Origin of the sequence: Saccharopolyspora kobensis, from assembly GCF_900108315.1 — a bacterium.
Classification (GTDB): domain Bacteria; phylum Actinomycetota; class Actinomycetes; order Mycobacteriales; family Pseudonocardiaceae; genus Saccharopolyspora; species Saccharopolyspora kobensis.
On record NZ_FNVB01000005.1, the window covers coordinates 209,073 to 228,198 of the forward strand.

The 19,126-nt window shown below is 71.6% G+C and carries 19 protein-coding genes; 8 read left to right on the top strand and 11 right to left on the bottom strand.

Annotation, left to right across the window (positions count from 1 at the left end; genetic code table 11):
- Positions 1 to 89: 89 nt before the first annotated feature.
- The 4 genes from C4T78_RS17840 to C4T78_RS17855 all read right to left on the bottom strand — a co-directional run bounded on the left by C4T78_RS17840 (position 90) and on the right by C4T78_RS17855 (position 4,045).
- Positions 90 to 1,433 carry an NAD(P)/FAD-dependent oxidoreductase gene (locus tag C4T78_RS17840; protein ID WP_093349042.1) on the bottom strand — a complete coding sequence of 448 codons (1,344 nt, stop codon included), beginning with the start codon at positions 1,431 to 1,433 and terminating at the stop codon, positions 90 to 92.
- Positions 1,426 to 1,725, bottom strand: coding sequence for a DUF6158 family protein (locus C4T78_RS17845; RefSeq protein WP_235863239.1), 300 nt, complete (start codon positions 1,723 to 1,725; stop codon positions 1,426 to 1,428). The genes C4T78_RS17840 and C4T78_RS17845 overlap by 8 nt, the downstream gene beginning before the upstream one ends.
- Before the next feature lie 72 nt (positions 1,726 to 1,797).
- Positions 1,798 to 3,027, bottom strand: a complete 1,230-nt coding sequence (locus tag C4T78_RS17850) for an MFS transporter (RefSeq protein ID WP_235863242.1) — start codon at positions 3,025 to 3,027, stop codon at positions 1,798 to 1,800.
- A 196-nt stretch (positions 3,028 to 3,223) separates the two neighbouring features.
- A complete protein-coding gene (locus tag C4T78_RS17855) occupies positions 3,224 to 4,045 on the bottom strand; it encodes a GNAT family N-acetyltransferase (RefSeq protein ID WP_093349045.1) in 822 nt (273 codons plus the stop codon).
- Between the two features lie 103 nt (positions 4,046 to 4,148).
- Between C4T78_RS17855 and C4T78_RS17860 the strand changes: the two genes are divergently transcribed.
- Positions 4,149 to 5,804 (top strand): DUF885 domain-containing protein, encoded by a 1,656-nt coding sequence (locus C4T78_RS17860; RefSeq protein ID WP_235863245.1) that lies wholly within the window; start codon positions 4,149 to 4,151, stop codon positions 5,802 to 5,804.
- A 77-nt stretch (positions 5,805 to 5,881) separates the two neighbouring features.
- Here C4T78_RS17860 and C4T78_RS17865 read toward each other — a convergent pair whose 3' ends face one another.
- Positions 5,882 to 6,571 carry a DUF1326 domain-containing protein gene (locus C4T78_RS17865; RefSeq protein WP_235863247.1) on the bottom strand — a complete coding sequence of 230 codons (690 nt, stop codon included), beginning with the start codon at positions 6,569 to 6,571 and terminating at the stop codon, positions 5,882 to 5,884.
- A gap of 345 nt (positions 6,572 to 6,916) precedes the next feature.
- On the opposite strand from C4T78_RS17865, the gene C4T78_RS17870 reads away from it, so the two are divergent.
- On the top strand, positions 6,917 to 8,872 hold the full coding sequence (locus tag C4T78_RS17870; protein ID WP_093349050.1) for a UvrD-helicase domain-containing protein: 1,956 nt from the start codon (positions 6,917 to 6,919) through the stop codon (positions 8,870 to 8,872).
- Here C4T78_RS17870 and C4T78_RS17875 read toward each other — a convergent pair.
- Positions 8,862 to 9,509, bottom strand: coding sequence for a TetR/AcrR family transcriptional regulator C-terminal domain-containing protein (locus C4T78_RS17875; protein WP_093349052.1), 648 nt, complete (start codon positions 9,507 to 9,509; stop codon positions 8,862 to 8,864). The genes C4T78_RS17870 and C4T78_RS17875 overlap by 11 nt on opposite strands.
- A gap of 90 nt (positions 9,510 to 9,599) precedes the next feature.
- Here C4T78_RS17875 and C4T78_RS17880 point away from each other — a divergent pair, with 90 nt between their 5' ends.
- A complete protein-coding gene (locus C4T78_RS17880; protein ID WP_093349055.1) occupies positions 9,600 to 10,043 on the top strand; it encodes a hypothetical protein in 444 nt (147 codons plus the stop codon).
- A 4-nt stretch (positions 10,044 to 10,047) separates the two neighbouring features.
- Here C4T78_RS17880 and C4T78_RS17885 read toward each other — a convergent pair whose 3' ends face one another.
- Positions 10,048 to 10,440 (bottom strand): MarR family winged helix-turn-helix transcriptional regulator, encoded by a 393-nt coding sequence (locus tag C4T78_RS17885; protein WP_093349057.1) that lies wholly within the window; start codon positions 10,438 to 10,440, stop codon positions 10,048 to 10,050.
- A gap of 87 nt (positions 10,441 to 10,527) precedes the next feature.
- Between C4T78_RS17885 and C4T78_RS17890 the strand changes: the two genes are divergently transcribed.
- Both C4T78_RS17890 and C4T78_RS17895 read left to right on the top strand, forming a co-directional pair.
- Positions 10,528 to 11,256 (top strand): SDR family oxidoreductase, encoded by a 729-nt coding sequence (locus tag C4T78_RS17890; RefSeq protein ID WP_235863248.1) that lies wholly within the window; start codon positions 10,528 to 10,530, stop codon positions 11,254 to 11,256.
- 99 nt (positions 11,257 to 11,355) lie between these two features.
- On the top strand, positions 11,356 to 12,021 hold the full coding sequence (locus tag C4T78_RS17895; RefSeq protein WP_093349063.1) for a hypothetical protein: 666 nt from the start codon (positions 11,356 to 11,358) through the stop codon (positions 12,019 to 12,021).
- A 6-nt stretch (positions 12,022 to 12,027) separates the two neighbouring features.
- On the opposite strand, the gene C4T78_RS17900 is transcribed toward C4T78_RS17895, so the two are convergent.
- Together C4T78_RS17900 and C4T78_RS17905 are read right to left on the bottom strand one after the other, a co-directional pair.
- Positions 12,028 to 13,299, bottom strand: coding sequence for an MFS transporter (locus tag C4T78_RS17900; protein ID WP_093349065.1), 1,272 nt, complete (start codon positions 13,297 to 13,299; stop codon positions 12,028 to 12,030).
- 10 nt (positions 13,300 to 13,309) lie between these two features.
- Positions 13,310 to 14,785, bottom strand: coding sequence for an amidohydrolase family protein (locus tag C4T78_RS17905; RefSeq protein WP_093349068.1), 1,476 nt, complete (start codon positions 14,783 to 14,785; stop codon positions 13,310 to 13,312).
- 100 nt (positions 14,786 to 14,885) lie between these two features.
- Here C4T78_RS17905 and C4T78_RS17910 point away from each other — a divergent pair, with 100 nt between their 5' ends.
- Entirely contained in the window at positions 14,886 to 15,887 is a 1,002-nt protein-coding gene (locus C4T78_RS17910; RefSeq protein ID WP_093349070.1) for an Lrp/AsnC family transcriptional regulator, read from the top strand.
- Between the two features lie 96 nt (positions 15,888 to 15,983).
- Here C4T78_RS17910 and C4T78_RS37040 read toward each other — a convergent pair whose 3' ends face one another.
- The gene (locus tag C4T78_RS37040; RefSeq protein ID WP_235863359.1) at positions 15,984 to 16,313 is read right to left on the bottom strand and encodes a dihydrofolate reductase family protein; all 330 of its coding nucleotides are present in this window, start codon (positions 16,311 to 16,313) and stop codon (positions 15,984 to 15,986) included.
- Entirely contained in the window at positions 16,241 to 16,594 is a 354-nt protein-coding gene (locus C4T78_RS37045) for a dihydrofolate reductase family protein (protein ID WP_235863393.1), read from the bottom strand. Before C4T78_RS37045 ends, C4T78_RS37040 begins: the two co-directional genes overlap by 73 nt.
- A gap of 261 nt (positions 16,595 to 16,855) precedes the next feature.
- On the opposite strand from C4T78_RS37045, the gene C4T78_RS17920 reads away from it, so the two are divergent.
- Together C4T78_RS17920 and C4T78_RS17925 are read left to right on the top strand one after the other, a co-directional pair.
- Complete coding sequence (locus C4T78_RS17920; RefSeq protein ID WP_218161525.1) at positions 16,856 to 17,713, top strand: AAA family ATPase; 858 nt, start codon at positions 16,856 to 16,858, stop codon at positions 17,711 to 17,713.
- Positions 17,710 to 19,113 (top strand): vWA domain-containing protein, encoded by a 1,404-nt coding sequence (locus C4T78_RS17925; RefSeq protein ID WP_093349075.1) that lies wholly within the window; start codon positions 17,710 to 17,712, stop codon positions 19,111 to 19,113. The genes C4T78_RS17920 and C4T78_RS17925 overlap by 4 nt, the downstream gene beginning before the upstream one ends.
- The last annotated feature ends 13 nt before the right edge of the window (positions 19,114 to 19,126 follow it).

Sequence of the window (19,126 nt, forward strand, 5' to 3'; positions counted from 1 at the left end):
GTCAGGTGCCGTGAGTGGTTTGGGGCGCTATAGCACCGCAAAACGCTCACGGGCCGCCACCAGCGGAAACGGGCGGCTTCACCTTCTTGTCAGCCGGCCGCGCGGCCGTTGGGGCCCGGCAGGCCCCTGGTGTTGGCCGCCTTGACGAACTCCGCGCGGGGGTCGTGCAACTCGCCGAGCGCGACGACCTGGCGGCGGAACGGCAGCTCCAGCAGCCAGTCGCCCAGGATCCGCGCCTTGTGCGACGCGGTCGGCATCTTCGCCAGGTGATAGACGCGGTGCAGCAGCCACGCCGGGAAGCCCTTGAGCTTCACGCCGTACACCTCCGCCGCGCCCTGGAACAGCCCCAGCCCGGCGACCGATCCCGCGTAGCGGTGCTTGTAGTCGGTCAGCGGTTCGCCGCGCAGCAGCGCCACGATGTTGTCCGCGAGCACCTTGGCCTGCCGCACCGCGTGCTGCGCCGACGGGCTGCACAGGGCGTCCGGGTCGCTGCTGGTCAGGTCCGGGACGGCAGCGCAGTCACCGGCGGAGAACACGTTGTGGGTGCCGCGGACCTGCAGCTTCGCCGTGCACTCCACGCGGCCCTTGCTGTCGCGCGGCAGATCGCTCTCCTCCAGCATCGGGTGCGGTTTGACGCCCGCGGTCCACACCACGGTGTCGGTGTCGAACTCGTCGCCGTCGGAGAGCACCGCGTGCCCGTTCTCGAAGGACTTCGCCGTGGTGTTCAGCTTGACCTCGATGCCGCGCTCCTCCAGCCGCTGCCTGGTGTACTCGCTCATCGGCGGGCTGACCTCGGGCATGATCCGGCCCATCGCCTCGACCAGCACCCAGCGCATCTCCTGCGGCGACACCGGCGGGTAGCTGCGGATCGCGTAGCGGGCCATGCTCTCCAGCTCGGCCATCGCTTCGATCCCGGCGTAGCCGCCGCCGACGAACACGAACGTCAGCAGGCGGCGCCGCAGCTGCTCGTCGCGGGTGCTGGCCGCGATGTCCAATCTGGACAGCACGTGGTTGCGCAGGTAGATCGCCTCGCCGATGGTCTTGAACCCGATGCCCTGCTCGGCCAGCCCGGGAATGGGCAGCGCGCGGGAGATCGAGCCGGGCACCACGGCCAGGACGTCGTAGCTGACGTGCTCGACCTTGCCGTCGCCCAGCATCACCGTCAGCTCGCGCTGCGCGTGGTCGATGCTGGTGACCTGCGCGGTCAGCACCTGGCAGCCGCGCAGCGCCTCGCGCAGCGGGACCACCACGTGGCGCGGTTCCAGCGAACCGGCCGCCGCTTCCGGCAGGAACGGCTGGTAGGTCATGTGCGGCTGGGTGTCGATCACGGTGACGGCGGCTTCGCCCGCGCGCAGCTTCCGCCGCAGCCGCAGCGCCGTGGTCAGGCCGGCGTGGCCGCCACCGATGATCACGATGCGTGGCTGTTCAGGCATGCTGCGGCTCTCCCCTCGCTCCGGACCGGGTGCGCCGCGGGTCGACCTCGCGCTCGGGGTGGCGCCGCAAGTACTCCTGCTCCAGTTCGAAGGTGCGCGCCGTGTGCTCCCGGAGCGCGTCGGGCGAGCCGTGCAGGAAGGTCTCGTTGCGGGTCTGGTGCAGGTGGCGCAGTTCCCGCAGCAGCAGGTCCTCGGTCAGCTCGTAGCCGGGTATTCCGGTCGTCGTGCTCATGTCGTCCTCCCGCTTCGGCAGGCAGGCGAACCGGCACGTCGTGGGCGTCACGACGTCCACGCCGGAGTACCCGGCGATCGGCGCCGGGACACCTGCGCGTCCAGATTGCGGCCGGTCCTGCCGGGCGGCGACTCAGGAAGCCCTGGTCGGGCGGGTCTCCGGGGCACCGGCCCAGGCCAGCAGGCCCAGCACCGCGGTGAGCCCGGTGACGGCGAACGCCGCCTGGTAGGAGATCACGTCGGCGAGCACGCCGGCGATCAGCGGCCCGAGGATCGCGCCGAGGTCGGCCGACATCTGGAACGCCGCCAGCACCGGCCCGCCCTTGCCCTTGGCGCCGATGATGTCGGCGACCGCGGCGTTCTGGGCGGGGTTGAGGATGCCCGCGCCCATGCCCGCGATCAGCGACGCGACGAGGAACCACGGGACGGAGTCGGTGAAGCCCAGCGATGCGGTGGCCGCGCCGGAGACGGCGAGTCCGATGAGCACCAGCGGTTTGCGCCCGCGCCGGTCGGCGATCCGGCCCGACACCAGCAGCACCGCCGCGTTGCCGACCGCGAACACCGACAGCGCCACGCCCGCCATGGCCTGGGTGGAGCGCAGGATCTCGACCACGAACAGCGGGACCAGCGCGATCCGGACGCCGAAAACCGCCCAGCCGTTGCTGAAGTTGGACAGCATCGCGGCGCGATAGGTGCGGTTGCGCAGCGCTTCGCGGACCGTCAGCGACCGGGTCTCCCCGGTGTCGGTCCGCGGCGCCGCCAGCGTCGACTTGCGCAGCATCAGCCAGCCGATGAAGGCGGCGATGAACAACGCGGCGCCGTAGGTGACGAACGGCAGCCGCAGCGAGTAGCCGACCATCAGGCCACCGATGATCGGCCCGGAGACGTTGCCCAGCAGGAAGCTCGTCGCCCACACGCCGGAGGCCTGGCCGCGCAGGTGCGGCGGCGCCAGCCGGACCAGCAGCGCCACCGCCGAAACGGTGAACATGGTCGAGCCGGTGCCGCCCAAGGCGCGGAACACCAGCAGCTGCCAGTAGGAGCCGGCGAACGCGCAGGCCGCGGTGCTCAGCCCGACGATCGTGATGCCCCAGACGTAGATCGAGCGCTCGCCGAAGAACGACACCAGCCGCCCGCTGACCGGTGCGAAGGCCAGCCGCATCAGGGCGAACGCGCTGATCACGAACGAGGCCGCGGTGACGCCGACGTCGAAGCTGGTGGCGAAGGTCGGCAGCGCGGGCGCCACGATCCCCATGCCGACCGCGACGATGAAGCTGCCGATGACCAGGATCCAGATCTCCCGCGGCAGGGAGCCGATGCCGGTGCCCTCGGTGGTCTGCTCCGCCGTTGCCGAGCTGCTCGACACCGCTGCCCCTCTCAACATGTTTAGCCGAACTAACCGGAAGGGCCTGGTGCTTCCCGGGCCGATCCGCGCAACCGGCTAACCGAACCCGAACTGCGCTCGCTTTATTCCGGCCGCAACGGGTTTGTGATGAGCTCTGCCGTCTTGATCGCGCCAGAAGGTCGTGCGCGTTTCGGGGCGCTGTGGCACCCCGAAACGCTCACAGCAGGTCGTCGATGCGGCGGGCGTAGGCCGTCACGCCGTAGACCACGTCGAATCCGCAGGCCTCGGCGAACCGCTCGGCGGTACCGCCTTCCTCGCTGTAGCCCGCCACCATCAGCGCACCGCGTTCGCGCAGCTCTTCGACGACTTCGGCGACCACTTCGCCGCCGATGCCCCGGCGCCGCCGCCCGGGCCGCACGACCACCTGCTCCACCAGCCCGACACGGCGCTCGACGAATCCCTGCGCGAAGCCCGAGATGCGGTCGGCGTCCTGGTCGTCGACGACGCGCAGGACGCTGCGGGGTTCGTCGAGGCGGTGCTCCAAATGGCGCAGCAGCCTGTGCTCGCCCTCCTCGGAGAGCCCGGCGTCGTCGGCGATCAGGTCGACGATCCCGGGCAGGTCCCGCTCCTCGGCGGGCCGCGCCCAGCCGCGGACGTCCTGCCGCGTGCGGTGCAGCAGCGCGACGAGCTCCTCCACCGCGCGCCACCCGGCGTCGTCGGCGATGCCCTCGATCTCGGCGACCGTGGTCGGCGAGGCGAACACGACGGCTTCCGACCGCCCGGCCTCGGCGAAGACCTGCTCCAGGCTCAGCAGCGTTCCGGCGACCTCGGCGAGCGTCCCCCACAGCGCGCAGGCGTGGTTCGCGGCCGGCAGCGGGTTGTCCTGGTTGAGCACCACCGTGGCCGCGCCGACCCTGGTGCGCAGTCCGTAGCGCACGACGGCCGAGGCGAGTCGCGCGGTCTCGACCAGCCCGGCGAGATCGCGGGCCTGCCGCGGGTCGAGCAGTGCCTCGTCGTCAGGGTCGTGCAGTGGGTCCACGCCCTCATTGTCCCCGGCCCGCCGCGTCCGCCCGCCGGGATGGCGACTTCGCGCGAAAATCGGCGCGGCGCGATGTCGGCGGCCTGCGGCAGGATGGATCGGTGTGAGCACTCCCACAGAACTCTCCGACGAACTGCTGACCGTCATGTTCGAGTCGGACCCGGTCAGCGCCACGCTGTACGGCATCCACGACCGCGACGACGAGCTGCCCGACATCTCCGCGGCGGGCGAGCAGGCGTTCCGGGAGCGGGCCGACGACATCCGGGTGCGAGCGATGGCGGTGGACACCGCGCACGCCGACCTGGAGGAGCGGCTGACCGTCGCGGTGGTGATCCAGCACGCGCAGGCCCTGATCGCCCAGCTCGACGCCCGCTCCCCCGAGTACACCGTGGTCGGGTCGTTGTTCGCACCCGTCGCCGGGCTGCTGTTCCACCTCGGACAGGTCACGCCCGCCGATGCCCGGCAGGGCGCGGACTTCGTGGAGCGCCTGCGCCGCATCCCGGAGTTCGCGGCGGCCGCCGCGCAACGGCACCGGGAGGGCGTCGCGACCGGCCGGGTGCCGGTCCGGGTGCTGGTCGACGACGCGATCCGCCACCTCGACGACCACCTGGCCGCGCAGGACAGCGATCCGCTGCTGGCCCCGGAGCTGCACGACCCGGCGCTGGAGCAGGAGCGCAAGCGCGTGCTGACCGAGTCGGTGCACCCGGCGCTGCGCGAGTACCGGGAGGTGCTCGCCACCGAGATCGCCCCGCACGCGCGCCCGGTGCAGCAACCCGGGCTGTGCTGGCTCCCCGGCGGCCACGAGATCTACCAGCGGCTGGTGCGCGCGCACACCAGCACCGACCGCACTCCGCAGCAGCTGCACGACATCGGTCTGGCGCGGATCGCGGCGCTGCGCTCGGAACTCGCCGAGCTGGGCGCGCGGACCTGGGGCGAGCAGGATCCCGATGCGGTGCTGCACCGGCTGCGCACCGACCCCGCGCTGCGCTGGCGGGACGGCGAGGAGCTGCTCACGTCCGCGCGCGAAGCGGTCACCCGCGCGGAAGCGGCTGCGCCGCAGTGGTTCGAGACGCTGCCGGACCAGCCGTGCGAGGTGCGCCCGATGCCCGGCACCGCCACGGACAGCACACCGATCGGGCTCTACAACGCCCCGGCACTGGACGGCTCGCGACCGGGCGTCTACTTCGCCAACACCGATCGCGCCGAGCAGCGGCAGCGCTTCAACTCCGAGGTGATCGCCTTCCACGAGGTCGTGCCCGGTCACCACATGCAGCTGAGCCTGGCGCAGCTGCGCACCGAGCTCCCGATGCTGCGGCGGCTGATCGCGATCACCGCTTACGCCGAGGGCTGGGGCCTCTACACCGAGCGGCTGGCCGACGAGATGGGCCTGTACTCCGACGACGTGGCCCGGATGGGCATGGTCGCGCAGGACCTGCTGCGCGCCGCGCGGCTGGTGGTCGACACCGGGCTGCACGAGTTCGGCTGGAGCCGGCAGCGCGCGGTGGACTACCTGCTGGAGAACACCATCCTGCCGCGCCTGGAGGTCGATTCCGAGACCGACCGCTACATCTCCTTCCCGGCGCAGGCGCTGTCGTACCTGGTGGGCAAGCTGGAGATCGAGCGGGTGCGGCGCATCGCCGAGCAGCGCCTCGGCAAGGACTTCGACATCCGCGCCTTCCACCAGGCGATCCTGCGCCACGGCGCCCTGCCGCTGTCCACATTGGATCTCTTGGTCACCGAGGAGCTCCGCGCCCGGTGAGCCCGGGCTGACGCGGGATCCACCGCGGTGACCGGGGCGCCGGCCGAGCGCTCAGCTCCGGCCGGCGCCCCAGCGCATCACTCCGGACGCCAGTCGAACGGGAAGTGCTTGCTGGACCCGCCCCGGTAGGGCTGCGAGAAGTCGAAACCGGTCGCGCGGTCGTCGCTGACCACGCCCCAGGTCGCGATCTGCCCCGGGCCCACCTCCGCTCCCGGCGCGTTGATCAGCTGCACCCGCCGGTTCGGATCCGCCGTCGGCCCGGTGAGCGCCCGCGCGCCGACCTTCACCTTGCCGGGGATCTCGGCCTCCCAGTACGCCAGGTCGGCTGCCGCGTCGAACCGGATGGGCGCGTACTCGATCCCGCGCAGCTCGGCGATGAGGGAACCGAACTGCCCCGGCCAGCCGCCCTCCTCGCCCGTGAAGATCCGCTCGAGCGCGTGCCGCTGGTCGGCGTCCGCCTTCGCGTCGATGTAGAACATCAGCTTCATCATGGCGTCGGGGTCTCCGACCCACATGTTCCCGGTGAACTCGCCGACGGCCACCACCCCGAGGCCGGACAACCGCGTGTCGCCGTAGTGCCCCTCGTGCACCTGCCAGGCCAAGGTGAACAGGCAGGAGCCGTGGGTGGGCGCCTGCGCGAAGGTGCAGGGGCACGGAAGTCCGCAGCTGCACACGTCGAACCACTCGCCGCGCAGGTGCCAGTCCCGCGTCGGTGCGGCGGTCCCGGCCGCACGCTCCTGCGCGGCCTGGAGAACCGACCGGACCACGCCGTGCTCGTCCGCCTCCGCCGAGTGGTCACATCCACGACCGCTGCCACACATCTCCACCACTCCCTCAGCCCGATTGCCGATATACCCCCTCGGGGTATATCGTGAACGTACAGATACCCCCTAGGGGTAGTCAACACCCGATCTTCGCGAACCCGCCGCGCACCAGCGCCGAATCCAGCCCGCGCCCACGGCCTCTCCCGGGAACGACCCGCTTGACCAGCGCCTGCGACATACAGGTGATGCACCACGAGCACGCTCGAAAGCGACACCCGACGCATTACTGTCGATACCGCGCGTGGTCGGCGCTCGGCTGCCGGCTTCCCAGCGGAGACAGGAGGCGCCGTGACCGGGACTTTCCACCACCGCCAGGAAAGACTGCGCCGCGAAGCCGAAGCGGAGCTGCGCGACCGCCTGCTGCCGACCTGGCAGCACCGGGTCCTGCAGCGGTTCGCCGTGGAGCACGGCAGCGGCTGGTACCCGCTGCTCAACCAGTTCGCCCCGCACACCCCGGCCAACCGGCCGGACGCGGTGCTGGTGGGGCCGCAAGGCGTGCTGGTGGTCCTGCTCCGCGACGCCGAACCGGAGTGGGAGGACGCCCGGGCTGCCTTCGTCTGGACCGCGGAGCTGCTGGCCGGAGCGTCGACCGAAGCCGGCGCGGTGACCGAGGCGGTGGCCCGCGCGGTGGTGGTGCACCCGGCCGACCACCGCGGCCGCAAGGGCCACAGCGGTGAGCACCTGGCCATCACCGAAGCGGAGCTGGACCGCGTCCTGCGGCACGGCGAACGGCTGCTGGAACCGGCCGAAGCGCTGAGCATCGCCCGCCACCTGGACTGCAGGACTTTCGACCTGACCCCGATCATGTGGCACCCGCGACGCATTCCGCAGCAGCGAACACCGGGCCGGGCCACGGGATCCGCCCTGTTCGAGGTGCCCGACCTGCGCCGCGAGCGGGTGGACCGCGCGCTGGAGCGGCCGTTCCGCGACTGGCGGATCTTCCTGGACGACACGCAGCTCGGCGCGGTGCGCCGCCGCTACTCCGGTCCGGCGCGCATCACCGGTCCGGCGGGCACCGGGAAGTCGGTGCTGGCCCTGCACCGGCTGGCCTACCTCGCCCGCCGCACCACCGGGAAGCTGCTGTTCACCACGCATCTGCGCACGCTGCCGCAGATCGCCGCCGAGCAGTTCCGCTCGCTGGCCCCGCACCTGGTCCAGCGCATCGAGTTCACCCACCTGCACGCCTGGGCCCGGGACTTCCTGGACCAGCGCGGACGTGCCGCCGACGTGGACGAGCAGCAGGTCGAGCAGGCCTTCGAAGCGGTCTGGCAGCGCGCGGAGCTGACCGACCCGCTGCGCGGATTCCGCAATTCCCGCAGCTACTGGAAGGACGAGATCAACCGGGTGATCAAGGGGCGCGGGATCAGCGCGCTGGAGACCTACCAGCACGTGCCGCGCAAGGGCCGCGGCCGCCCGCTGCCCGCCGAACTCCGCGCCCGCGTCTGGCAGTTCTACTGCGAGTACGAGCGGGAGCTGTCCGCACGCGGCGCCTTCGACCACAACGACGTGCTGATGCGCGCGCTGTCCGAGCTGGACCGCAGGCCGCTGCCCCGCCAGTACGCGGCGGTGGTCGTCGACGAGGTCCAGGACCTGACGCTGATCGGCCTGCGCCTGGTGCACGCGATCAGCGGTGACGGCCCCGACCAGCTGCTGCTCGTCGGCGACGGCCAGCAGCAGGTGTACCCGGGCGGCTGGCGGCTGTCCGAGGCCGGGATCTCGTTGCAGGGCAGGGGCGAGATCCTGCGCCGCAACTACCGGAACCGGGCGGCGATCCTCCAGCAGGCGGGCGAGCTCGACGCGATCAACCGCTTCGACGACCTCGACGGCGGCCCGACGGTGGCGCTGCGCTCGGCGTTACCGGTCCTGCGCGGCGGGAACGTGGTGCACTGGCAGGGCGAGGATCAGGAGGAGGCGCTGATCGCCGCGCTGCGCGAACTCGACGAGGACACCGACACCGCGATCCTCACCCGCACCAACGGGGCGGCCCAGCACTGGGAAAAGGTGCTCCGCGAAGCGGGTTTCACCGTCCGCGCCCTGGACCGCTGGAACGGCCGCACCTCCGGCCCGATCCACATCGGCACGGTGCACCGCGCCAAGGGGACGGAGTTCCGGGCGGTCTTCCTCCCCGACGAACGCGCCCGGTCGCACGAACACCGGGACGAGGTCGAAGCGGCGAACCGCCACCGCCTGGTGGCCCGGACCAGGGCCCGCGACCACCTCTGGATCGGCACCCTCACCCGGTGACGCCGGAGGCGAAGCCGGCGATCATCGCGTCGAGCGCGAAGTCGAAGCGCGACCGGGCGCCGGCCCGGTCGCCGGCGCGGGCCGCCGCTTCGGACAGCAGCGGGAACCGCTCCGGGTCCACATCGGACAGGTGGCGGACCTGTTCGGACGGTTCCACCCGGTTGTCGGTCTCGGTCACCACCTGCCCGACGACGAAGCCCGCCAGCGAGAACAGCACGTCCAGCCCGACCTCCAGCGGGAATCCGGCGTCGTGCAGCACTCCCAGCACGCCTTCCACTATCTCCAGGTTGCGCGAGGTCACCGCGGGTCTGGACACCACCAGCGGGATGGCGTTCGGGTGCGCCAGCAGCGCGTCCCGCAGCGCGTGGGCGTAGTCGCGCAGGTCCGCCTGCCACGAGCCGCTGCCGGCCTGCGGCTCGGCGGCTTCGGCGAGCAGCTGCTCGACCAGCCCGTCCAGCAGGGCGTCCTTGTTGGCCACGTAGTGGTAGAGGGTCATCGCCTCGACGCCGAGCTCGGCGCCCAGCCTGCGCATCGACAGCACCTTCAAGCCCTCGGCGTCGACGAGCGCCAGCGCCGCTGCGAGCACGTCCTGCCGGGTGAGCCCGGCGCGCTGACCGCGGGTGCGACTGGTGGACATGACCGCTCCTCCGCCCGATTGCTTTTCTTACGTCGTAAGTCTACGGTAGCCGCAGGAAACTTACACCGTAAGAATCATGGAGAAGAGCCGATGGCCGCCACAGCACTGCCCGAAACCGGAAAAGCCGTCCGCGCCATGTACATCGGACTGGCGCTCACGGTGCTCGCCGCACTGGCGCCGCTGATCGACGTGGCCACCGTGGACGGCCTCGGCGCCCACGTGCGCAGCGCGTACCCGAACTGGCCCGACGACCTGGTCGCGACCGACCGCAACGCGATAGCCGGCTACCTGGCGGTGATCGGCGCGCTCGGCATCGCGGGCTGGCTGTGGTCGATCGTCGGCGCCCGGAAGCACGCACGCTGGGTGCGCGTGGTCAGCACGATCATGTTCTCCCTGGGAGCTTCCGTCGCGCTGCTCAACCTGTCGCTCTCCGGCGGCGCGTACACCAACGTCATCCCACCGCTCCACAGCGCGCTCGGAGCGCTTCCCGCCCTAGCCGGTCTGGCGGCGGTAGTCCTGCTCTGGAAGCGGTGACGTCTCAGCTCCTCGACGCGAGCCGCGCGATGGCGCCGACGTCGGCAGCGTCCAGCGAACCCCACCGCTCGGCGACCGCTTCGGAGAACGCCGCGCGGATCTGCCCGCCCAGAGCCGCACCTTCCGCGGTGAGCGAGAGGCGGGCGACCCGGCGGTCGTTGCGGTCGGCCGCCCGGGACAGCAGCTCGCGGCGTTCGAGGCGGTCGACCATGCCGGTCACGTTGGTCTTGTCGCAGCCGAGCATCGCCGCGAGCTCACCCAAGGACGGTGCGCGATCCCCGAGCAGGCACAGCAGCTCGACCTGCTGGGCGGTGAGCCCGAACCGGCGGGCGGTGGCGGCGTAGATCCCGCGCAGCTCCCGGTGCAGGGCCATCAGCGCGCTCGGGAAGTCGTCCACCCCTGCAGATTACCCCGATGGTTGACATCATCGACAAATTCAGTTGATGATCTCGACTGACGAGCAGATCAACCATTGGAGTCCGCAGTGCACCGATCAGCCCTGGTCACCGGGAGCTCGCGCGGCATCGGCCGCGCCATCGCCGAGCGTCTCGGCGCGGACGGGCTGAGCGTGGTGGTCAACTACCGATCGGACCGGACGGCCGCCGAAGAGCTCGTCGCCGGGATCGAAGCGGGCGGCGGCCGAGCCGTCGCAGCGCAGGCCGACGTCACCGACCCCGCGCAGCTGCGCGCCCTGTTCGACTTCGCGGAGCAGCGGTTCGGCGGCCTCGACGTGCTGGTCAGCAACGTCGGAACGGCCCGCTTCGCGCCGATCGCCGAATCGACCGACGCGGACTACGACCTGCTGTTCGGCACCAACACCCGGGCCGCCTTCACCGCCCTCCGCGAGGCGGCCAACCGCCTCCGCGACGGCGGCCGCATCGTGGCGATCTCCAGCGGTGTCACCGCGAACCACCGCCCCGGCACGGGCCTGTACGGCGCGGCGAAGGCGGCTGTCGACCAGCTCGTCCGAGTCCTCGCGAGGGAGCTCGGGCCGCGCGGCATCACGGTGAACAGCGTGCGCCCCGGCGCCACCCGAACCGACGCACTGCTGGAACTGCAACCCGAGGAGGTGTTGCAGCGGGTGGCCGCCGAAACCCCGCTGGGCCGAATCGGCGAACCGGCCGACATCGCCGATCTCACCGCCTTCCTGGTCTCCGACGACGCCCGCTGGATCACCGGCCAGATCATCAACGCGGGCGGCGGCAACTTCTGAGCAGCCGCACCCCCGCCCGCTCGAACCCGGGATCGTTTCGGGGTTTTCTCCGGGGTTCGCTGGATCCGCCCCGCCCGCGCGTGCCGGAACCTTCTGGACATGGCGAGGACGGGTTCTCAGCGCTGGCGGCAGGCTGTCGTCTGGCTGCACGTGATCACATCGGTCGGCTGGATGGCCCAGGCGCTGGTGCTCTTCGCCATGCTGACGACGAGCTTCACCAGCAGCGATCCGTCGGTCCGGGTGGCCGCGACGTCGATGGCGCACGTGGTGGACGTGAGTCTGCTCGGCCCGTTCGCGAACGCTTCGGCGTTCACCGGTTTCATGCTCGCCGCGTCCACCGCCTGGGGCTTCTTCCGCAGCTGGTGGGTGCTGGCCAAGTTCGCGATCACCATCGTCCAGCTCTTCGCGGGGATCTTCCTCCTCTCCGGCGCGTTGCAGGGCTCGGTCGCCGAAGCCGCGACCGGCCGCCCCGCCCCGACGCTCGCGCTGCTGGTCGGCACGGCCCTGATGGCCTCGGCGATCGCCTTCCAGGCGTGGCTCTCGATCGCCAAGCCCTGGCGCCGGACCCCGTGGGCGACGACCCGGAAACCTCCGACCGCCACCAACGGCATGCTCGCCGCAGCGGTGGCGGCCGTGCTGATCGACATCGCGACCGGCCTCGTCCTCGGCTTCCCCTCCCCGTTCAGCCAACTCGTCGTCCTGGCAGCGCAACTCCTCATCAGGCAACGAGAGCTGCGCACCGAAGCGCTCCGCGCCGCGGCCTAGGACGGCTCATCTCGTGGGCAACCGGTTGGCGTAGATGGCGATGCTGCCGACCAGCAGCAGGACGACCATGGACAGCAGCCCGATCACCGTGCTGCCCGTGGCGTCCTTGACGAAACCGATGAGCGTCGGGCTCACGAACCCGCCGAGCAGGCCGATGCTGTTGATCAGCGCGATGCCGCCCGCCGCGGCGGTGCCCTTCAGGTATGCCGACGGCATCGACCAGAACACCGTGTAGGAGCCCCACATGCACGCCGTCGCGACGACGATCGCGATGAGCGACACGGCGAAGTCGCTCGCCGTGAACGCCGCGACCGCCAGCGCCGCGGCACTGATCAGCGCGGTCACCGAACTGTGCAGGCGCCGCTCACCGGTGCGGTCCGACCGCCGGCCCAGCACGATCATCAGCACGATGGCGAACGCGTACGGCAGCGCCGAGTACAGGCCGATCGTCACGGTGTCGGTGAGACCGTTCTCCCGCAGGATCGTCGGCAGCCAGAAGCTCACCGCGTACAGGCCGCTGATCAGGCAGAAGTAGCCGACCGCCAGCAGGTACACGCGCGGATCCCGCAGCACCTGCCGGAAGCTGTGCTGCCCCTCGTGCCCGTCCACCGCGAGATCCCGCCGCAGCAGTTCCCGCTCATCCGCGCTGAGCCACTTCGCCTGTTCCGGCGTGTCCGCCAACGTCTTCCAGACGACGAGCCCCAGCGCCACGCACGGCAGCCCCTCCAGCAGGAACATCCACTGCCAGCCGTGCAGCCCGGCGACGCCCTCGAAGTTGGTGATCAGCCAGGACGACACCGGCCCGCCGAGCATCGAACCGATCGGCCCGGGCAGCATCAGCAACCCCATCGCCGCCGCCATCCGCGCCGGCGGGAACCAGTAGGTGAGGTAGAAGATGATGCCGGGCGCGAAACCCGCCTCGAACACGCCGAGCAGGAAGCGCAGCACGTAGAAGGTCATCGCGTCGCTGACGAACATCATCGCGGCCGAGGTGAGGCCCCAGAGCACCATGATGCGGAAGATGGTCTTGCGGGTGCCGATCTTGGCCAGCAGCAGGTTGCTGGGCACCTCGAAGATCACGTAGCCGAGGAAGAAGATCCCGGCGGCCAGCCCGTAGACGGCCTCGCTGATCCCGACATCGGCCTGCATGTGCAGCTTGGCGAACCCGATGTTCACCCGGTCCAGGTAGGCGAACGTGTAGCAGAGGATGAGCAGCGGCAGGATCCGCCAGCTCACCCGCCGGTAGAGGGCATCGGCTGCCGCAGCGGTCTGGGTCATGTCTGCTCCATCAGTCGCGGTGCCGGCCGAAGACCGGTTCACCCGGCAGCCGGTCGAGTTGGATCTGCGCATCGCGGACCACGAAGGTCCCGCCCACCAGCACGTGGTCGACGCCGGTGGAGGTCAGCACCCGCGTTCCGGTGGCGGGGCTGGCGATGGTGCCGGGGTCGAAGACCACGACGTCGGCGTCGGCACCGACCTGAATCCGGCCCTTGCGGCGCATCGCGGGTGCCGCCGGTTCCAAGATTCGCGCCGGGAGCAGCGTGCACCGCCGCACCGCCTCCGCCAGCGACAGCACTCCGAGCTCCCGGACCAGCCAGCCGAACGTGCGGGCGTAGCAGCCGACGCTGCGCGGGTGGGTGTGCACGCCGTCGGCGACCGGCCAGGTGTCGCCGTCCTGGCCGACCAGCGGCACCGCGTCCGAAGCGATCGCCGTGTCGGTGAACAGCAGGGACCGCTGCAGCGTCGAGAGATCCGCCGGGTCGGATTCGTCCAGCCAGTCGAAGAGGATCAGCGCGCCGGGGTCCTGCTCGCGCAGCTCGGCGAGCCGCGCGGCGTCGGCGATCCGCTCCCCGGTCGCGACGCGCAGGATGTTCCGCGGCTGCATCCCGAGCCGGTGCAGCTTCTCCGGCGCCAGGAACGCCGCACCGATCACGGTCGACGCCGAACCGTACGGGTAGGCCTCCGTGGTGACCTGCACGCCGTAGCCCCGGGCCCGCTCCACCGCGCCCGCGACGTCGTCGATCATCCGGTTCGACGTGCTGTTGATGTGGCACATGTGCATGTGCGCGCCGGTCCCGGCGGCTGCCGCGATCACCTCCAGCGCACCCTCCAGCGAGGTTCCCGGTTCCTCGGTGGAGATGAACCGGGTGTGCGTGAAGGTCGGCACGCCGAGCCGGGCGGCCAGCGACGCGACCGCGAAGTACTCGTCCCGCCCGGAGTCCGGTGCGTACCCGACCAGCATCCCGATGCCCAGCGCACCGCCGCGCACCTGCTCTTCCAGCAGGTCCAGCACTCGTGCCAGGTCCCGCGCGCCGACCGGGCGGCGCCAGTTCGGCGCACCTTGGTACTTCGCGAACACGTCGAACGACGCCCCCGGTACGGCGCCGTCGAGCAGGTGCATCCGCGCCAGCGCCCAACCGGCCGAGAAGCCGAAGTTGATGGGCCGTCCCGCAGCGGCGGCTTCGTCGTAGGCGGTGCGCACCGGCAGCGCGCCCGCTTCCAGCTCCAGCGCGGTGGTGACGCCGTCCATGGCCTGCAACCGGAGCCCGGTCACCGTCTGCGCGTGGCTGTGCAGATCGATGAAGCCCGGCGCGAGCACGCGGCCGGAGACGTCGACGACGGTGTTCCCGGTCAGCCGGTCGGTGGTGACCGCACCGATGCGCCGACCGTCGATGCCGACGTTGCGCACCCCGTCGAGCCCGGTCTCCGGGTCGATCACCCGGGCCCCGGCCAGCACCAGGTCGAAGTGTTGTGGCTCGCACATGCGAAGCAGCGTCGGAGAAACCTCACCACAAGCCGCCCGGAACGATGGATTTCCCCGTTCCGGGCGGCTTGGATGTCGGATAACGACACCGGAGGGCACCGTGCTGGACGAAGTGGACCTCGCGCTGGTCGACGCGCTGCAGATCAACCCGCGGGCGAGCTGGACCGCGCTGGCCGAAGTCCTGGAGCTCGCCCCGATCACCCTCGCCCGCCGCTGGCAACGCCTCACCGCCGCCGGAGCGGCTTGGACGACGGTGGCGCTGGGCAACAGCGCCTCGCGGGGCGCGACCGTCGAATTCGCCTGCGCGCCGGGCACCGCGCCGCAGGTCGCCGCCCAGCTGGCGGAGCTGCCGCACGTGATCACCGTCGGCATCACCACCGGCGAGTACCAGGTCTTCGCGCTGATCATGGCGCCGTCCTGGACGGCGATCTCCGACGTGCTGCTGCGGACGCTGCCGATGCCGCCGCAGGTCACCGAGGTCCGCAGCCACGTCTTCGGCGGCACCTTCGGCGGCGTCATCTGGCGCCTGGGCGTGATGAACCGCAGCCAGGCCGACCAGGTCCGCGAGCAGATCGGCCCGCCACCGCGGGAGTTCCGGCCGTTCGGCGCCGAGGACAGGGCCCTGTTCCTGGCCCTCGGCCACGACGGTCGCCGCAGCTACACCGACCTGGCCGCGGAGCTGAACTCCTCACCGCAAGCCGTCAAGCGCCGCCTGGACCGCCTCCGCCGGCACGGCGACATCGTGTTCCGCTGCGACGTGGCCCGGCCGCTGGCGGGCTGGCACGCCATGGCCCTGCTCTGGCTGACCGTCCCGGACACCGAGGTCCACCAGGTCGGCCGAGCGGTCGGGGCCTGGCCGGAGACCCGCCACTGCGCAGCGGTGATCAGCCCGGCGAACCTGGGCCTGATCGTCGGTCTCCGCTCCCTGCACCACCTCGACGACCTGCTGCTCCGCCTGGCCGAGGAGCACCCGAGCGCAGCGGTCGTGGACCGGAAGCTGGTCCTGCGGATGACGAAGGTCCACGGCCGGATCCTCGACGACCGGGGCAAGAGCACCCGGGTGATCCCGGTGGACCCCTGGGCCGCGATACCGCCCGCCTGACCCGTCACACCCGCGACCACGCCTCCGACCGCATCGAGGCCCCGCGAGGAGAGCCGGACATCACCCTTGCCGGGCGCGTCCCCGGCCCGAACCCGATCAGGGCTCCAGGTGGAGTTCGTCGTCTTCGGTCGGCGTCGGTCGGTAGGTGGCGATGATGACGCCGGTGGTCGTCGGTGTCACGTCGGCGACGTCGAACGCGGTCGGGGCGAAGCCGTCCGGGAACAGCCGGTGGCCGGTGCCCAGGACGAGCGGGTGGATGCAGAGCAGGTACTCGTCGATCAGGCCGAACGGCGCGAGCGATCGGATCAGGGCTCCGCTGCCCATGATGTGCAGGTCCTCGCCCGGCGCCTTCTTCAGCTCGGCGACCGTGGCGGGGACGTCGCCGCTGAGCAGCGTGGAATTGGGCCACGGCAGGGGCTCGGCCAGCTGTTGGACGCGACGTACTTGGGGGCGTTGTCGAGGGCGTCGCGGAACGGGCTGTCCTGATCGTTCCAGTGGGCCAGGACGTCCTGGTAGGTGCGTCGGCCCAGGAGGTACCCGCTGCTGGCGGCCAGCCGCTGGCCCCACGCCCGCGCCACGGCATCGTCCCCGCCCCGCTCAGCGGCCCAGCCACCGAGGGCGAACCCGTCGCGGGCGTCCTCGTCCGAGCGGCCGGGCCCCTGCATGACGCCGTCCAGGGTGATGTGGTTGATGACGACGATCCTCATGGCGCTCCCGTCCGGTGTTGGCTCACGACTGCACCGCCGCGATCGAGCTGAACGACCCGTCCCGGCGGCCGCTTCCACGGTAAGTTCGCGGCCGCACCGCGAACCGCTCAGGAACTCATCGGGCACCGGTGCATCCGATGGTGGCCGTTGAGCCCTGGCATCGTCCCCCACATCCCGTGACCACGGCGAGCAGCGCCCCGTTCCCGGGTCCGGGCGCGGATCGAGTTGCTACCGTCCGGGCAACGGGAAGAAGGAGTGGCCGTGTTCGACACCTCCGACGACGTCGTCGCACGACTGTCCGCAGTGGACTACCTGGCCGGGTCGGCCACCGCCACGACGGTGTTCCTGGCCGGCAGGCTCGGCAAACCACTGCTGATCGAGGGACCTGCCGGGGTGGGCAAGACCGGGCTGGCGCAGGCGGTCGCCGCGGCCACCGGCGCGGAGCTGATCCGGTTGCAGTGCTACGAGGGCCTGGACGAGAGCCGCGCCCTGTACGAGTGGAACTACGCCACCCAGCTGCTGCGGATCCAGGCCGGGCACGACGCGGACTGGCAGCGCACCCGCGCCGACATCTTCACCCCGGAGTTCCTGCTGGAGCGCCCGCTGCTGGCGGCGATCCGCCGCGAGGGGCCGACCGTGCTGCTCATCGACGAGGTGGACAAGGCGGACCTGGAGTTCGAGGCGCTGCTGCTGGAGGTGCTGTCGGACTTCCAGATCACCGTGCCCGAGCTGGGCACCGTGCGAGCCCGGCACCGGCCGTTCGTGGTGCTCACCTCCAACGCCGCCCGCGAGCTCTCCGAAGCGCTCAAGCGGCGCTGCCTGTACCTGCACATGGACTACCCCTCCCCGGAGCGGGAGCGTGACATCGTGCTCACCCACGTTCCCGCGCTGGGCGAGCAGCTGGCGGGCAAGCTCACCGAGGTCGCAGCAGCGCTGCGGAACCTGGAGCTGACCAAGGCGCCGTCGATCGCCGAGACCATCGACTGGGCCCGCTCGCTGCTGGCCCTCGGCATCGACGACCTCAACGACCCGGCGCTGGAGGCGACGCTCGGGGTGGTGCTGAAACACCCCGGCGACCACGAGCGCGCCGTCGCCGCGCTGGAGCTGCGCGGACGATGAGTCTGCTGGACCGGCACACCGACTTCCTCGCCGCGCTGCGCGCGCACGGCATCGCGGCCTCCACCGCCGAGGGCATCGACGCCGCCCGCGCCCTGGGCGTCGTCGACCTCCTCGACCGCGAGGCGGTGCGGGCCGCCTACGCGGCCACGCTGGTCAAGCGCCACAACGACGTCGCGGTCTTCAACGCCCTGTTCGACCTGTGGTTCCCGCCCGCCATCGGCGACGGCCGCACCGCCGACACCGACGGCGCGGTGGTCGACCTCGAAGTGGAGGTCACCGGCGCCCACGGCACGTCCCCCGAACTCCACGCCATGCGCACCGAACTCGCCCGAGCGCTGTTCGACGGCGACAGCACCGCACTGGTCCAGATCGCCCGCCGCGCCCTCGCCCGCTACGGCAGCACCCCCGGCGCGGGCGGGAACCCCGGTTCGTGGTCACCGCGCGCCGCGCTGGAACAACTGGATCCGACCACGCTGCTGGCCGGTCTGATCCGCACCGCGGAGGGACAGTCGCGGCCCCGCAACACCACCGGCGCCGCGACCCGGTCCCGCTTCACCCGCCGCATCGGCCAGTTCGAGCAACTCGTCACCGCCGAGGCCCACCGGCGCATCGCCGAGCAGAAGGGCGAGCACTACGTCGCCGACAACCTGACCGCGCCCGCGCTCGACCAGGTGCCGTTCCTGGGCGCCTCGCAGGCCGAACTGGCGGCGATCCGCCGGGCGATCCGCCCGCTGGCCCGGCAGCTCGCCACCCGCATCCACCGCGAGCGCCGCCACGGCACCCGCAGCGGGACGCTGGACTTCCGCCGCACCCTGCGGTCCGCGCTGGCCACCGGCGGCGTCCCGATCGCACCCCGCTACCGGCCGCGCCGCCCGCACAAACCGGAGCTCGTCGTCCTGTGCGACGTCTCCTCCTCGGTGGCGAACTTCGCGCACTTCGCCCTGCTGCTGGTGCACGCGCTGCACGAGGTCTTCTCCCGCACCCGGGTGTTCGCCTTCGTCCGCGACGTCCACGAGGTGACCGAGCACCTCCGCCGCGGCCGCGACGCCGCCGAGTCCCTGGCCGAAGTCCGCCGCGCCACCCTCCAGTTCCCGGGCACCGGCACCGATCACGGCCGGGTCTTCGCGGAGTTCGCCGCCGACCACGTCGACGTGCTCACCTCGCGCAGCGTCCTGCTCGTCCTCGGCGACGCCCGCAACAACAACCACGACCCGGCGCTGGAAGTGCTGGCCGGCTTGACCGACCGGTGCCGGCGAACGCTGTGGCTGAACCCGGAACCCCGCGCGAACTGGGGAACCGGTGACTCCGCCGCACTCGCCTACGGGGAGATCGTCGAGATGGCCGAGTGCCGGAACCTCGCCCAGCTGACCGACCTCGTGCGGAACCTGGACCGGCGATGACCGCGCGGAGGCC

Bases quoted from the DNA above. Each gene is read 5' to 3' on its own strand.
- C4T78_RS17840 (WP_093349042.1), bottom strand. From the start codon at position 1,433: ATGCCTGAACAGCCACGCATCGTGATCATCGGTGGCGGCCACGCCGGC.
- C4T78_RS17900 (WP_093349065.1), bottom strand. From the start codon at position 13,299: ATGACCCAGACCGCTGCGGCAGCCGATGCCCTCTACCGGCGGGTGAGC.
- C4T78_RS17875 (WP_093349052.1), bottom strand. From the start codon at position 9,509: ATGTCCACCAGTCGCACCCGCGGTCAGCGCGCCGGGCTCACCCGGCAG.
- C4T78_RS17925 (WP_093349075.1), top strand. From the start codon at position 17,710: ATGAGTCTGCTGGACCGGCACACCGACTTCCTCGCCGCGCTGCGCGCG.
- C4T78_RS17905 (WP_093349068.1), bottom strand. From the start codon at position 14,785: ATGTGCGAGCCACAACACTTCGACCTGGTGCTGGCCGGGGCCCGGGTG.
- C4T78_RS17880 (WP_093349055.1), top strand. From the start codon at position 9,600: ATGGCCGCCACAGCACTGCCCGAAACCGGAAAAGCCGTCCGCGCCATG.
- C4T78_RS17895 (WP_093349063.1), top strand. From the start codon at position 11,356: ATGGCGAGGACGGGTTCTCAGCGCTGGCGGCAGGCTGTCGTCTGGCTG.
- C4T78_RS37045 (WP_235863393.1), bottom strand. From the start codon at position 16,594: ATGAGGATCGTCGTCATCAACCACATCACCCTGGACGGCGTCATGCAG.